Consider the following 13,778-nt stretch of genomic DNA (forward strand, 5'->3'; position numbering starts at 1 on the left):
CCATCGGGCGATTGTGAAAAAACGTCCGGCCACGGATGGGCCGCGTTAAGGTCAATCAGGCATGCTGTAAAGCTGTCGTAGTAACATGCCCGTGCGCATTTTTATGCGCCAGTGCCAAGCGATCAAGGTCGCTATTCAGGCATGGATTGAACCTAGGGGCGTCATGGAAAGTTTGTCTGCCAACGTGGGGGCCCACCGCCCCGTCTCCGAGTGCGTGCCGCTTTGCGTCGACCTGGACGGCACCCTGATCCATTCCGCCCTGCTGGTCGAGTCGGCGCTTGCGTTGCTTTCACGGAGCCCCTGGTCGATTTTTCCGATGCTGGGTTGGCTACTGCGTGGCAAGGCCCACCTCAAGCGAGAGATCGCCAGCCGGGTCACCCTTGATCCTGCCCTCCTGCCCTACAACGCCAACGTGCTTGAATGGGTCAGGGAACAACAGCCGTTACGCCCGGTTGTTCTTTGCACGGCATCCGACGCCGAGTTGGCTGAGGCCGTCGCGGCGCACGTGGGAGGGTTCGATGCCGTGCTGGCCAGCGATGGTCAGCGCAACCTCTCCGGCAGCAACAAAGCCCAGACGCTGGTCGAGCTCTATGGAGAGCGTGGCTTTGATTACATCGGCAACGCCAAAGTCGACCTCAAGGTGTGGAAGCACGCGCATGCAGCCATCACTGTGGAGTCCGGCAAGTCGCTGAGCGAAGCAGCAGCTCAAGTCACCACGGTGGAAAAGCGGTTCAAGTTGCCATCGCCAGGTATCAAGCACTGGCTGAAGGCACTGCGTGTCCATCAGTGGGTCAAGAACGCGCTGGTGTTCCTGCCGCTGCTGGCAGCGCATCGCCTGTTCGAGGTCGAAGCCGTTGTCTCCACGCTGCTGGCGTTCGTCTGCTTCAGCCTGTGCGCATCCAGCGTCTATATCACCAACGATCTGCTCGATCTCGCGTCTGATCGTCAACATCATCGCAAGAAGAATCGCCCCTTTGCGGCAGGCCATTTGCCACTCATCGCCGGCCCGATTGTTGCCGCGGGCCTTCTGCTGATCAGCTTTGCGCTTGCCACGATCCTCCGTGAAGTCTTCGTGGCGGTACTCGCTGGCTACTATGTGCTGACCAGTGCGTACTCGCTACGCTTCAAGCGCATCGTGATGCTCGACGTCGTCGTGCTAGCCACGCTGTACACCAGCCGCATCGTGGCTGGCACCGCCGCCATCCAGACGAAGCCTTCGTTCTGGCTGCTCGCCTTTTCGATGTTCATCTTCCTCAGCCTGGCAATGGTGAAACGCTATATCGAACTGTTGTCGGCACAGAAGGCGGGCAAGATCAATGCGAGTGGACGTGGTTACGATGTAGGCGACATTCCGCTCATCCAATCGCTGGGTGCCGCCAGCGGTTACTTGTCCGTCCTCGTGCTCGCGCTTTACATCGACAGCCCGGACAGTCGCGTGCTGTATCACCACCCCCATTACCTGTGGCTGCTTTGCCCGCTGCTCCTGTACTGGATCAGTCGCACCTGGGCCATCGCCCATCGCGGTGTCATGCATGATGATCCCGTGGTTTTCGCAGTCACCGACAGACTGAGTCGCGGGCTGCTGGTGATTGCCGCGCTCGTGATCCTCTTTGCCATCCAATGAGCAAGACCGGGCAATCCTGGGGTCGCTATCCTCAAGCGGACCAGACGATCATTTCCATCAGCGATCGGCATGCGGCTTTGCCTTCCGTAGCCGGAAGCGCGCTGCCGCACGGCAATGGGCGTAGCTACGGTGATAGCTGCCTCAATGATGGCGGCACGCTGCTGCATGCGCGTGCGCTGGATCGCTTCATCGCTTTCGATCCACAAACAGGCGTGCTCGAATGCGAAGCGGGCGTGCTGTTCTCCGAGATCCTGGATCTTGTCGTACCGCAGGGCTGGTTCCTGCCGGTCACACCCGGCACGAAGTTCGTCACCGTGGGTGGCGCCATTGCCAACGACGTGCACGGCAAGAATCACCACAAAGCCGGCACGTTCGGTCGCCACGTTCTGTCGCTGGAACTGCTCCGCTCTGATGGAAGCAGGCGCACCTGCAGCCCCGAGCACCATCCGGACTGGTTCGCCGCAACGGTTGGCGGTCTCGGTCTCACTGGGCTCATCACCAAAGCGACCATCCAGCTGCGACGCGTCGCCGGACCGTGGATGAGCGGCGAGGTACATCGTTTCAAGGATCTGGATGGTTTTTTCCGACTGTCCCAGGCATCTGATCGCGACTACGAATACACCGTCGCGTGGATCGACTGTGCGAGCGAAGGCAACGCGCTGGGGCGCGGCATCTTCACCCGCGCCAATCACGCACCGGCTCATCCAGATAGCCGTCCAACGGCACCATCGCGTCGTTTGCGCGTGCCGTTCACGCCGCCGATCTCGCTGATCAATCCGCTGAGCCTGCGTGCATTCAACACGCTCTATTACCACCGGCAACGCGAGAGCGTGGGTCATCTCACCATGCACTACGAGCCGCATTTCTATCCGCTCGATGGCATCGGCGACTGGAACCGCATCTATGGGCCGCGAGGCTTCATGCAATACCAGTGCGTGGTGCCGCCGACGAGATCGGCCGATTGCATGGAGACGCTGGTGAAGACCATCGCCGCTTCCGGCGAAGGCTCCTTCCTGGCCGTCCTGAAGCAATTCGGCGATGTTCCTTCACCCGGCCTGCTCTCGTTTCCGAGACCCGGTGCCACGCTGGCGCTGGACTTCCCCAATCGCGGACCCCGCACCCTTGCCTTGCTCGATCGCCTGGACGACATCGTGGCGAACGCAGGCGGCGCCGTGTATCCGGCCAAGGACGCGCGCATGCCGGGCAAGTACTTCAAACACTATTTCCCCGCGTGGGAATCCTTCAGCCCATACATCGACCCGAAGTTTTCTTCCAGCTTCTGGCGTCGGGTCACGGAGTAAGCATGCAAAAGGTCGTCATCATCGGCGCCACGTCCGCCATTGCCGAAGCCACGGCACGCCTTTACGCCGCGCGTGGGGCCCAATTGTTCCTGATTGCGCGAAACGCAACGCGGCTAACGGACATCGCCGCCGATCTGCGCGTGCGCGGTTCGCAGGAAGTGTTCCATGCCTCGCTCGACGTCAACGATCTGGATGCACATGCACATGTCATTGAACAGGCCTGGGCGGCGCTAGGCTCCGTGGACGTGGTCCTGGTGGCACACGGCACGCTTCCGGACCAGGCACAGTGCGAGTCTTCCGTGGAGGTGGCTCTGAAAGAGTTCTCCACCAACGCCACATCGACTATTGCGCTGCTGACTTCGATGGCACCGCGATTTGAAGCTCAGCGCAGTGGTGTAATGGCCGTGATCTCGTCTGTCGCCGGCGACCGTGGTCGCCAGAGCAACTACCTGTACGGCTCTGCCAAGGCAGCTGTCTCGGCTTTCGCAAGCGGTCTACGCCAACGCATGGCCAAGGTCGGCGTGAATGTGCTGACCATCAAGCCAGGCTTTGTCGATACGCCGATGACCCGCGAATTCAAGAAGGGCGCACTCTGGGCCAAGCCGGACGACATCGCGCGCGGCATCGTGCGCGGCGCCGATCGCGGCCGCAACGTGATGTACCTGCCCTTCTTCTGGCTGCCGATCATGCTGATCATCCGCCACATTCCCGAGTTCATCTTCAAGCGCATCAAGCTCTAACGCCCATGAACAATATCGACAAGCATTCCAAGCTCGTTCTCACCGGCGCGGCCGGGCTGGTAGGCCAGAACCTGATCGTGGAATTGAAGGCGCAGGGTTACACCAACCTCGTCGCCATCGACAAGCACGAATACAACCTCGGCATTCTTCGCCAGCTGCATCCGGATGTGCAGGCTATCCACGCCGACCTCGCCGAAGACGGCGACTGGAAGGACGCGTTCGCCGGCGCTGCCTGCGTCGTGCAGCTGCACGCGCAGATCACCGGCAAGTACACCGAGCTTTTCACCCGCAACAACATCGATGCAACCAAGCGCGTGCTGGACGCCACGCGCCAGCACAACGTGCCGTACATGGTGCACATCAGTTCGTCGGTGGTGATCTCCGTCGCGGATGACGATTACACCAACTCCAAGAAAGCACAGGAAAAGCTCGTTGTCGAAAGTGGCATCAAGCACTGCGTGCTGCGTCCGACGCTGATGTTCGGCTGGTTCGATCCCAAGCACCTGGGCTGGCTGTCGCGCTTCATGGCCAAGACGCCGGTATTCCCCATTCCGGGCGACGGCCGCTACATGCGCCAGCCACTTTATGAACGCGACTTCTGCCGCTGCATTGCACGCTGCATCGAAACGCAGCCCGATGGCGATGTCTACGATGTGGTGGGCGATACGCGTATCGACTACGTGGACATCATCAAGACGATCAAGCAGGCCAAGAATCTGCACACCATGATCGTGCACATCCCCTATGGCCTGTTCCACTTCCTGTTGCGGGTGTACGCAATCTTCAGTGGCAAGCCACCCTTCACGGCTGACCAGCTCAAGGCGCTGACAGCAGGAGATGAGTTCCACGGCATCGACACGCAGCAAGTCTTCGGCTTCCGGCAGACACCGTTTGCCGATGCCATCAAGGAGAGCTATTGCGACCCGCAATACTCTCGCATTGTCCTGAGGAGATAAGGCAGCGAATCCTGCACTGGCACGGAACGCGCCGAATCGGGGAGCAGCATTCTGCGGCACAACGAGAATTTTTTCGGCAAGTTTTTTTGGAAAGAGATGATGAATAGGACCTCTCAAGTGCAACATTCATCGACAGCCAGAGCGGCAACGCGACCCGGAATGCTCGTTGCGGTCCTCGCGATAGTTGTCCTAGTGGCGGCAGCCCGATCCGTTTGGGTGTCCTTATACGGTACGGACATTCCGTTCTGGGACCAGTGGTCCCAGATCATGACGCAGATTGCGCCACTCAAAGAGGGGACGTGGCGGGTCAGCGAATATTTTTCTCCCCACAACGAGCACCGCGTGCTCTTCACCCGCCTGATCAGCATGGCCTTGATGGAGCTGAACGGGGGCATCTGGAGCAACCTGGTCGAGGCTTACGCGAACACGGTCATCTATAGCGTCACCATGGCGCTGTTCTATGTCCTTGCATGTCGCGGGGCCACCCGCTCTTTTGCGTTGCTCATGCTGCTTGCAGTGGTGATTCTGGGCATCATGCCGTACGACTGGGAAAACACTCTTGTCGGGTTCCAGAACCAGTTCTACGTCATGATTGCTTTTGCCATAGCGCTGGTGGGTATCGCCAGCTATGGCCGCCCCAACCTGGCCACAGCCGGCCTGCTCGCAGTGGTCGCGTTTGTTGGTCTGTTTACGATGGCTTCGGGTCTTTTTGCAGCAGCTGCTGTCTGCGCCGTGGTTGTTCTTCGCACATGGCGGGCGCCTTTGCCCAAAATCTATGTTGCGTGCGTCGTCGCAGCGATGATTCTGGTCGTACTGTGCGGCTTTCTGCTACTTCCGGATACACCGGGGAATGGAGACTACAAAGCGCAAGGACTGATCGACCACATCCACGCTTTTGCCCTCGCACTCGTCTGGCCATTAGTCCCTGTGAGACCCAGGCATTTCCTGCTCGCGACCATGATCTGGGCACCAAGCCTCATCTGGCTGATCAAGTTTCTGATCACCAGAACCACAAGGGATCGCGACATTTTTCTCATGGGAATCATCGCGTGGGTGCTTCTCCAGGCCGTTGCCATTGCCCATGCCAGAGGCCACAACATCACTTCGATTCCGTCGCGTTATTCCAACATCTGTGCGCTCGGATTGCTGGCCAATCTCGGGCTCGCTTTAAGCTTGGTTTTCGACGAACAACTTGGCGCGCACAGGAGGACCCTTGGCCAGGTCGCCATTGCCTTAGGCGCTGGAGTTATCGCCTTCGTCTTTATAAAGCGTTTCCCTGATGACATGGATGTCGTGCATCAACGTTACGATTTCAGTCGAATGGAGACCTTTTATACGCGCTCCTACCTCCGTTCGAAGAACCCAGCATTCCTTCAACACCCTTCCCTGACTATCCCGTTTCCCAATGCAGAGCTGTTGAAAACCTTTCTAGATACGCCGGTCGTCCAAAGCCTGCTGCCGCCATCGCTGCAACCGGACCGTGCCTCTGTTCCCGACGTCTCGGCGAATCAGAAGTCTTTCGCCGATACCGCGCTTGATATACAGAAATCCGTCCAGCACTTCATGGCCGGGCTGGGTGTCTCTACTCCTTCCATTTTCTTCAAAGAAGAAGACGGCGACTTGAGCACTGGGGACTCGCCCATAGGCGCGTGCTCAAACACCGACGTCAATGAAACGGAGGTAAGCACCGCCCCCTTCGTTGCAAAAAGCAACGATCCTATGCGTTTTTACGGCTGGGTCATCAACCCACAAAGCCGCATCACGGGGCGCTTTTTCATCGTGCTTTCGGGCCCCAAGACCTACAGGCTGGAAGTGAATCCTTTCATGAAGCGCCCGGACGTGGTCAAGGTCATGCACTCGAAGCCTCGAGATACATTTGGGTATCGTGCTTATGGAATCCTTCTGGGGGTTCCTCCGGGAGATTATGCCGTCCAATTGACGACAGCAGCGAATCCGGCCCAGCTCATCTGCAAACTGCCGTTCCAGCTGGTTATCACTTCTTAAAACACATCATTCCCGCCACTGGGCGGTTGAAGCGAGCAGGGCCTACCCCCGCTCTCGTCATCACCCTGGCAGCAGACAACCTGGCCGCCTTACCGGCGCCTATGCACTAGAGAATGCCCTCATGACCAATCAACGAATTGTCGTCCTCGGCGCCGGCCCCATGGGCCTGATGGCAGCCATGGAGCTACTGAAGCAAGGCCACCAGGTCGATATCTATGAAAGAGACGATCGCATAGGCGGCATGTCGGCGACCTTCAATTTCGATGGGCTGGATATCGAGCGCTATTACCACTTCATCTGCAAAACCGACTTCCCGCTGTTCCAATTGCTCGATGAGCTCAAGCTGTCGGACAAGCTGCGCTGGACCGACACGAAAATGGGCTTTTTCTATAACGGGAAACTCTACAAGTGGGGAACGCCCACTGCGTTGCTGGCCTTTGACGGGCTAGGCTGGATCAGCAAGTTCCGCTATGGCCTCCACGCCATGTACACCAAGGGCATCAAGGACTGGCGCCCATATGACGGGATGAACGCCACAGCTTGGTTGCGCAAATGGATTGGCGAGCGCGCCTATAACGTCCTGTGGAAGAGCCTGTTTGAACTCAAGCTGTTCGAATACAGCGAAAACATCTCCGCTGCCTGGATCGGCACGCGCATCAAGCGCGTCGCACTGTCGCGCCGCAGCCTCATGCAGGAAACCATGGGCTACCTGGAAGGTGGCTCGGATGTGCTGCTGAAGAAGATGGAGCAATTCATCCTTGAACGCGGCGGGCGAATCCATCTCAAGTCGGGTATCGATCGCGTTGAAGTCAACGAGGGCAAGGTCGCGGGCATCGTCGTCAATGGCGAAACGATCGCTTGCGACAGTGTCATTTCCACGGCACCGATTCAGTACGTCCCACGGCTTGTGCCGGAGCTTCCGGCCGATTTCGTGAAGCGGATCGATGCCATCAAGAATATCCCTGTCGCTTGCGTCATCCTGAAGCTGAAGCAGCCGCTCAGTGAGAATTTCTGGATGAACATCAACGATCCGTCCATTCAGATTCCTGGCGTCATCGAATACTCCAACCTCAATCGCATGTCGCCGTCGATCGTGTATGCGCCCTTCTACATGCCCAAGACACACCCCAAGTGGGCTCAAAGCAACGATGCCCTCATAGAAGAGGTCATTGACTACCTGAAGAAGCTCAATCCGAACTTCGACCCAACCTGGGTACTGGCAAAGCACTGCCACCGCTACGAGTTCGCCCAAACGATTTGCCCGCCGGGCTTCTACGACATGCTTCCCAGCATGAGGACACCGGTGGACGGCTTTTTCATGGCGGACACGGGCTATTACTATCCCGAGGATCGGTCGATCAATGAGAGCATTGAGGTAGCCAAAACCCTAGTGAAAGCGGCGGTAGGCAACCAGGGCTCATGAGATGAACAAGCAGTTCATCTTGTTCGTCGTCGCAGGCGGTACTGCCGCCTGCGTAAACTTTTTTTCCCGCATGGTGCTCAGTCACTGGCTCGTCTTCAGCGCGGCCATCGTCGTTGCCTACGTACTGGGCATGATCACGGCGTTTGTGCTCAACCGCCTGCTGGTATTCAAACAGGTGAGCCATTCGATGCGCCACCAGGTGTTCTGGTTCACCGTCGTTAACCTGGCAGCCGTGTTGCAGACACTTGCCATCAGCCTGTTGCTTGTCGAGTGGCTGTTTCCCCGCACGGGGTTCGGCTGGCATCCTGAAACCGTAGCCCATGCCATTGGCGTTGCCGTACCCGTGGTGACCAGTTTCGTGGGGCATAAGTACCTGACCTTCAAAAGCGTCGCGGGCTGAAATCAGGCCGATAAGGTACTTATTTTTTAAACGTGATCAGATTTTTCACCCCGCCGTCACGGCTAACAGCCAAGTGCACGGGGGCTGAGCGTGCTCGGCACGACAATGCCTCCCCTGTGGGTTTTCAAACGCAAGCGCATTACAATCAATCACTTCCATGGGTGCCTCTGGGGATGCACTCACCTTTTTGCGGGACCGATGCAGGATGCGCACGGGTCTTCGCGTTTGCCGTATTTGAGGAATAGCTATGCCGGAAGACAAGGCGGAATCGTCGTCAACCATGCGCCGACTCTGCATTTTTTCGTTCTACGACGGCGATGGGATCGTTGACGACTACGTCTTTTATTTCCTCAAGGAAATGGGGCGTTACGTCGAGCGCATTCTCTTCTATTCCAATGGCCCGCTGTCGCGCGATTCGGAAATTGCGCTGCGGGATCTCGGTCATGAAGTAATCCAGCGATCGAATGCGGGCTTCGACGTGATGGCTTATAAAGAGGGTCTGCAGCATATTGAGTTCGACAAGGACAATCGCTATGACGAAGTCCTCATGGTCAACCATACGTGCTACGGGCCCATCTTTCCGTTCGATGAGTTGTTTTCGACCATGTCGGAACGGTCGTGCGATTTCTGGAGTGTCACGGCGAGCCTTGAGACTCTGGCTAAGCCATCTTCGGGTGTGAGCAAGCCGCCCTATTACCTCGACACCAATTTTATCGCGGTCCGAAAGGACATGTTGCAATCCCACGCGTTTCGCAACTACTGGAAAGCCATCGAGCCGAGTTTGACGGCCGATGCCGCCGCCAGAAGCCACGAGCGGGTTTTCACTGATTATTTTGCCAAACTTGGCTACTCGCATCAGTGCTACCTGGATTGCACCAAATACGGAACGCGGCTCCCGGCGCTTTACGACATCGACGAAACACTAATCGATCGCAATCCGCTCCTGCGCAGGGATGCATTCCTCAGCGATCCGCGGGTGATCGAGCACAACGCGGTGGATCTTCCGCGTGCATTGGGAGTCATCGCGGGAACTTCAACCTACGATCAAGCGCTGATCTGGAAGAACGCTGTCCGATCGGCCGAGTTGCGCATGCTCAATGCCAATGCTGCACTCACCAGCGTATTGCCCGATGTAAGGCTCAAGCAGGGTGAGTATCCGAAGGGACGAGAGCGCGTAGCGGTATGCGCGCATGTCTACTACACCGACATGCTCGATGAGATCCTGGCGCTTACGGACACTATTCCGGGCAACTATGACTTCATCGCCACCACGGAGACGGAAGAAAAGAAGCGCTCCATCGAGGACAAGGTTCGCGGTCGAAAAAATGTCGCCAATGTAATCGTGCGCGTCGTCGAGCAAAACCGCGGACGGGACATGTCTTCGCTGTTCATCACCTGTCGCGACCTGTTCCTGGAGGATCGCTATGACGTCGTCTGCCGCCTGCATACGAAGAAATCGCCACAGGTAGCGGCGGGCCAGGCCAACAACTTCAAGCGACACATGTTCGAGAATCTCTTGAACAGCCCCGGCTACACGGCGAATGTCCTGGACATGTTCCACGACAACCCGTGGATAGGTGTCGCCGTGCCGCCACTGGTGCACATTGGCTATCCCACCATGGGGCATGCCTGGTTCACGAACCGCGAGCGCGCCGAAGAGCTTTGCCAGATGCTGGGCCTCCGGGTAACCATGGACAGAGACACTCCCGTCGGGGCCTTCGGCACGATGTTCTGGTTCCGTCCAAAGGCGATCAAAGCGCTCTTCGCACACCCTTGGCAGTGGACCGATTTCAATGCCGAGCCCAGGCACGTGGATGGCGGCCTGGCTCACGTTCTTGAGCGATTGATTTGTTACGCCGCCCAGAACGAAGGATTCACCACCCAACAGATCATCAGCTCGCATCTCGCGTCCCGCAATTACGCAATGCTTGAATACAAGCTGCAGCGCCTGTCCGCATCGCTGCCCAACGGTGAATTCAATCAGCAGGTGGATATTCTCGACGCGTGGAAGCGCGCGGAGTATCGCGAGAACGTCCAGGCCACGCACAGCCCTGTCGCTCACCATGCGCCATGGCAGCCCACCGTCAGGCAGGCTTGGGGCGAGGTTGTGCTGGCCATGAAACGTTCGCTGGCGCACCGCTCGCCCGGCACCACAAAGCTTTTGCGCCCGGTCTACCGAGGTCTGGCCCGGAAGAGCTGACGCACTGATGACGCGCACAGCACTCCATCTGATCACCCTTTAGGTTTCTGATGTCCGCCAATCAAGAGAGACCGGTTCCGATGGAATCGATCATGCGCCGACTGTGTATTTTTTCCTTCTACGATGCCGACGGCATCGTAGATGACTATGTCATCTACTTTCTCCGGGAAATGGGGCGCCATGTCGAGCGCATCCTGTTCTACTCCAATGGCCCGCTGACCCGTGATGCAGAAGTGGCCTTGCAAGGGCTCGTGCACGAAGTAATCCTTCGTCCCAACGAGGGCTTTGACATCCTTCCGTACAAGGAAGGCCTGGAGCTCATCGACTTCGATCGGGACGGCCACTACGACGAAGTCATGATGGTCAACCATACCTGCTATGGCCCCATCTTCCCGTTCGACGAGCTGTTTTCGGTCATGTCACAGCGCAAGTGCGATTTCTGGGGCGTGACGGCTCACATGGAAATGACACCGAACCCGTTCACGGGTAAGGGCACACTGCCCTATCACTTGAACTCCAATTTCATCGTGGTCCGCAAGGACATGCTGCGGTCGAAGTCTTTCCGCGCGTACTGGGAAAAACTTGGTGGCAGCCTGACTTACGAAACCGCCGTACAAAGCCACGAAACGGTTTTTACGCAACACTTCACCAAACTGGGTTACGTGTGCGAGTGCTATCTGGACTGCACAAAGTACGGCTCACACTATCCCGCCTTCATCGATATCGATGAAACCATCGTTGACCGCAGTCCGCTGCTAAAGCGCCGCCCTTTTTTTCACGATCCCCGCTTCCTTGAGCACTACAGTGTGGATCTGCCGCGCGCCATTGACGTGGTCGAGCGCACTTCCGATTACGACCGCTCGATGATCTGGAAGAACATCACTCGTTCTTCCGAGTTGCGTACGCTCAACACGAATGCGGCGCTTACCAGCGTCCTTCCTGATGTGCGGATCAAGCAAGATGCGCCGCCCGCCGGGTTGCGCGTGGCATTGTGCGTACATCTTTTCTATACGGACATGCTGGACGAGATCCTGGCGTTGGGTGACACGATACCGGGCCAGTACGACTTCATCGCCACGACGGAGACCGAGGAAAAAAGGCAGGCTATCGAGTCGGCGGCGCGCCAGCACAACAATATCGCCCATATCATCGTGCGCGTGGTGGAACAAAATCGTGGCCGCGACATGTCTTCGCTGCTTATCACGTGTCGCGACCTGTTCCTCGAGGACCGCTACGATGTTGTCTGTCGCCTGCACACCAAGAAGACACCGCACCTTGCATCAAGCCGCGCTGGCGGATTCAAGCGGCACATGTTCGAAAACCTGCTCAACAGCCCTGGCTATACGGCAAACGTACTGGACATGTTCCAGGACAACCCGTGGATTGGCATGGCCGTCCCACCCATCATCCACATTTCCTACGGAACGCTTGGGCACGCATGGTATGACAACAAGGCACGCGCCCAGGACATTGCACAACAGCTGAAGCTCAACGTCCGCTTTGACCCTGACACCCCGGTGGGCGCGTTTGGTGGCATGTACTGGTTCCGACCCAAGGCGCTGACGAAGCTGTTCGAACATCGTTGGAAATGGACAGACTTCGAGCCGGAGCCCTATCCACTGGATGGCAGCCTGGGACACGCCCTGGAGCGCCTTCTTACCTATGTGGCGCAGGACGCGCAGTACACGACGCAGCAGATCATCAGCTCCCATCTCGCCGCCTCGAACTACGCCATGCTCGAATATAAGCTTCAGCGCCTCTCTGCGGCGCTGCCGAATGGCGACTTCAATTACCAGGTTCATATTCTCGACGAATGGAAGCGGGCCGGTTACAGAGCCGCAAACATGCCCGACTCCGCCAGGCAGCCGCTGTCGCTGTCGTTGGCGATCGGCGAGTTGACCATTGCCTTGAAGCGCTCGCTCGCTCATCGTGCTCCACGCCTTGCGCGGATGCTGCAATCGCTCAAGCGTTCGCTAACGGGCAACCCGAGCCGCACGCAATGATGAAATTTTTATGGAGTAACTCACGTGTCTAACATCTGTCTCGTTACCGGCGGCGCCGGTTTTATCGGGTGCGCGATCTCTCCGCTGCTTGCAAAGCATTTCGACCGCGTCATCGCGGTTGACAACATGCATCCGCAGATTCACGCGACGGCAAGCCGACCTGCAGCCCTGCATGAAAAAGTCGAACTGGTCATGGGTGACGTGTCCCAGCGTGAGACCTGGGACGCTTTGCTGCCAGGGCTCAAGCCCGACGTGGTTATTCATCTCGCCGCCGAGACAGGGACGGGCCAGTCGCTGACCGAGGGTTCGCGCCACGCCAATGTCAACGTGGTGGGTACGACGCAGATGTTAGATGCGTTCGTTCGCCATGACGCCATACCCAGGCGCGTCGTTCTCACTTCAAGCCGGGCAGTCTATGGCGAAGGCGCATGGCAGGATGCCCAAGGGCGTGTGTCGTACCCCGGCCAGCGTTCGCGTGCACAACTTGAAGCCAAGCAGTGGGACTTTCCGGGCCTCACCTGTCTTCCCTTCGAATCAACGCGTACCGAACCCCGCCCGACGAGCATTTACGGATCCACCAAATATGCGCAGGAACTTATCCTCAAGGCATGGGCCTTGTCGTTCGGCGTCGAAGTCGGGCTGCTGCGACTCCAGAACGTCTATGGGCCGGGCCAGTCACTGAGCAACCCGTACACCGGCATCGTTTCCTTGTTCGCTCAACTGGCAAGAACTGGCAAGGTCATCCCCCTCTACGAAGATGGGGAGATCGTCCGTGATTTCGTGTTCATTGATGACGTTGCCAGTGCCGTCTTCCGCGTCACCACGGGGAACATTCCTTCCGCGGATGCCTATGACGTAGGCTGCGGTAGCGGCACAACAATCCGCGAGCTGGCGGAGATCATCGCATCCATCTACGGAGCGCCCGCCCCGGTTGTAAACGGCGCTTATCGCAATGGTGACGTGCGCGCCGCATCGGCAGATATTTCCCGCACCCAGGCTGAGCTTGGCTGGCACCCGCAGTGGGACGTGCGCAAGGGCGTCACTGCATTGTGCGCATGGATTGACGGCCAGCTGTAATGGACTTGTCTACGTACGGCGTGCTGAAGCAGCACGCCGTACGTAGCCTG

General features: G+C 58.0%; 10 protein-coding genes. All 10 read left to right on the forward strand.

All coding sequences use genetic code 11. From position 1 onward, the window contains the following. The first annotated feature begins 163 nt into the window (after positions 1–163). The 10 genes from DK366_RS04050 (at position 164) to DK366_RS04095 (ending at position 13,728) form a co-directional block, all read left to right on the forward strand. Positions 164–1,624: a UbiA family prenyltransferase gene (locus DK366_RS04050; protein WP_109124219.1), complete on the forward strand. Its 1,461-nt coding sequence runs from the start codon at positions 164–166 to the stop codon at positions 1,622–1,624. Then, complete coding sequence (locus DK366_RS04055) at positions 1,621–2,925, forward strand: FAD-binding oxidoreductase (protein ID WP_109124220.1); 1,305 nt, start codon at positions 1,621–1,623, stop codon at positions 2,923–2,925. The genes DK366_RS04050 and DK366_RS04055 overlap by 4 nt, the downstream gene beginning before the upstream one ends. A gap of 2 nt (positions 2,926–2,927) precedes the next feature. Beyond that, the gene (locus tag DK366_RS04060; RefSeq protein ID WP_109124221.1) at positions 2,928–3,665 is read left to right on the forward strand and encodes an SDR family oxidoreductase; all 738 of its coding nucleotides are present in this window, start codon (positions 2,928–2,930) and stop codon (positions 3,663–3,665) included. Positions 3,666–3,670: 5 nt separating this feature from the next. Further along, complete coding sequence (locus DK366_RS04065; RefSeq protein WP_109124222.1) at positions 3,671–4,621, forward strand: NAD-dependent epimerase/dehydratase family protein; 951 nt, start codon at positions 3,671–3,673, stop codon at positions 4,619–4,621. 267 nt (positions 4,622–4,888) lie between these two features. Continuing rightward, positions 4,889–6,625, forward strand: coding sequence for a hypothetical protein (locus DK366_RS04070; RefSeq protein WP_157956439.1), 1,737 nt, complete (start codon positions 4,889–4,891; stop codon positions 6,623–6,625). A gap of 121 nt (positions 6,626–6,746) precedes the next feature. Next, positions 6,747–8,048 carry an NAD(P)/FAD-dependent oxidoreductase gene (locus tag DK366_RS04075; RefSeq protein WP_109124224.1) on the forward strand — a complete coding sequence of 434 codons (1,302 nt, stop codon included), beginning with the start codon at positions 6,747–6,749 and terminating at the stop codon, positions 8,046–8,048. A gap of 1 nt (position 8,049) precedes the next feature. Next, a complete protein-coding gene (locus DK366_RS04080; protein ID WP_109124225.1) occupies positions 8,050–8,448 on the forward strand; it encodes a GtrA family protein in 399 nt (132 codons plus the stop codon). A gap of 247 nt (positions 8,449–8,695) precedes the next feature. Further along, positions 8,696–10,648 (forward strand): rhamnan synthesis F family protein, encoded by a 1,953-nt coding sequence (locus tag DK366_RS04085; RefSeq protein ID WP_232820892.1) that lies wholly within the window; start codon positions 8,696–8,698, stop codon positions 10,646–10,648. Positions 10,649–10,728: 80 nt separating this feature from the next. After that, complete coding sequence (locus DK366_RS04090) at positions 10,729–12,651, forward strand: rhamnan synthesis F family protein (RefSeq protein WP_232820893.1); 1,923 nt, start codon at positions 10,729–10,731, stop codon at positions 12,649–12,651. A 24-nt stretch (positions 12,652–12,675) separates the two neighbouring features. After that, positions 12,676–13,728, forward strand: coding sequence for an SDR family NAD(P)-dependent oxidoreductase (locus DK366_RS04095; protein ID WP_109124226.1), 1,053 nt, complete (start codon positions 12,676–12,678; stop codon positions 13,726–13,728). Positions 13,729–13,778 lie beyond the last annotated feature (50 nt).

This window comes from Dyella sp. C11, from assembly GCF_003121485.1.
Taxonomy (GTDB): domain Bacteria; phylum Pseudomonadota; class Gammaproteobacteria; order Xanthomonadales; family Rhodanobacteraceae; genus Dyella.

Bases quoted from the DNA above. Each gene is read 5' to 3' on its own strand.
- DK366_RS04090 (WP_232820893.1), top strand. From the start codon at position 10,729: ATGGAATCGATCATGCGCCGACTGTGTATTTTTTCCTTCTACGATGCC.
- DK366_RS04085 (WP_232820892.1), top strand. From the start codon at position 8,696: ATGCCGGAAGACAAGGCGGAATCGTCGTCAACCATGCGCCGACTCTGC.
- DK366_RS04080 (WP_109124225.1), top strand. From the start codon at position 8,050: ATGAACAAGCAGTTCATCTTGTTCGTCGTCGCAGGCGGTACTGCCGCC.
- DK366_RS04070 (WP_157956439.1), top strand. From the start codon at position 4,889: ATGACGCAGATTGCGCCACTCAAAGAGGGGACGTGGCGGGTCAGCGAA.
- DK366_RS04075 (WP_109124224.1), top strand. From the start codon at position 6,747: ATGACCAATCAACGAATTGTCGTCCTCGGCGCCGGCCCCATGGGCCTG.
- DK366_RS04050 (WP_109124219.1), top strand. From the start codon at position 164: ATGGAAAGTTTGTCTGCCAACGTGGGGGCCCACCGCCCCGTCTCCGAG.
- DK366_RS04065 (WP_109124222.1), top strand. From the start codon at position 3,671: ATGAACAATATCGACAAGCATTCCAAGCTCGTTCTCACCGGCGCGGCC.
- DK366_RS04055 (WP_109124220.1), top strand. From the start codon at position 1,621: ATGAGCAAGACCGGGCAATCCTGGGGTCGCTATCCTCAAGCGGACCAG.
- DK366_RS04060 (WP_109124221.1), top strand. From the start codon at position 2,928: ATGCAAAAGGTCGTCATCATCGGCGCCACGTCCGCCATTGCCGAAGCC.